At 54.7% G+C, this 1,037-nt stretch carries 1 protein-coding gene; it reads left to right on the plus strand.

What is annotated here, in order from left to right; all coding sequences use genetic code 11:
• The first annotated feature begins 121 nt into the window (after positions 1 to 121).
• Positions 122 to 388, plus strand: a complete 267-nt coding sequence (locus DXY04_RS02180; RefSeq protein WP_115160808.1) for a DUF1651 domain-containing protein — start codon at positions 122 to 124, stop codon at positions 386 to 388.
• Positions 389 to 1,037: the final 649 nt, after the last annotated feature.

Below are 1,037 nucleotides of genomic sequence, written 5' to 3' on the forward strand. Positions count from 1 at the left end.
CTTCAAGCCCGGGTTGCCTACCCACAGCACTGGAGCAGCGGAGAGCATGAGCAGCACATCGAAAGGCTCCGCCAGCTCACTTACGAAAAAAACCGTCTAGGCGATCGATCAGGCGCTTCCCTTGTGGAGCGAACTCATCACTGAAGAACTCTCCTACAAGTCAGTTGGTGCATGGCTTGCCAACGAACCACAGCAGCTTTACTACCAATTCACCGCTTATCAGGATGGCTCTCGAGGAGAGTCGATCGTCATGCGCAGCTTCCATTGGCGACCACCTGACGACCCGATCCCTCAGGGGAGTCAACTGATGACACGACAAGAGGCGCTGGAGAAATGGAATGCACTCAAGTCAATGGGCTGGAGGAGGTGCACCGGTCCACTTCGATAGGGCAGTCAACGAGATAGCCAAGTCCGTGAAGGCAGTTGGCAACTAAAGCAAAACCAGCGGTAGTCCAGAGTGCGGTTATGAAACAGCCGAACACTCAGCAACTACGGGCTCTGCGGCTGTCTGCACTCGCGAGGGACAACAAGGTTGTCAATACCATTCACTCCTCGATCACTCAGGCCCCTGATGCTCTGGTAAAGGAGTTGATGGATGTTCATGGGTGGCCTGCGCATGAAGCTCTCTGTGCAGTTCAGCAGCTTCAGCAAGATGTCCTCGATGACACGACGGAACAGGTATCGGCGTGAAAGCAATCGTTCGCGACGGCCAGGATTTGGTTGGGTGATTGCAGTCCTAGTCAGCTCTTGTCATCGCTTGAAGTGAGGGCTCACTGGCATTCGATGCACTCACGATTCGTATGTCTATGTTGCGAGCGTCGTCCTCCTCAGGGACATGGGATTCGACGGAGTAGACAAAACAGACCGTTTCATCATTGCCGCTAGGCGACGAGCCGAAGCTGCATTGCATGAGACGTCTCCAAAGCTGACGGCGCTAGAGAAGGCGATGTGGCTCAAGTTGAAGCGAGGTGAACGCCCCTGCAAAAACAGCAAAGCGTCCTAGGGAACTGCTCACCTGCACTTCCACAAGGGAGGAG

The sequence above is a fragment of the Synechococcus sp. UW86 genome, from assembly GCF_900474085.1.
GTDB lineage: Bacteria > Cyanobacteriota > Cyanobacteriia > PCC-6307 > Cyanobiaceae > Parasynechococcus.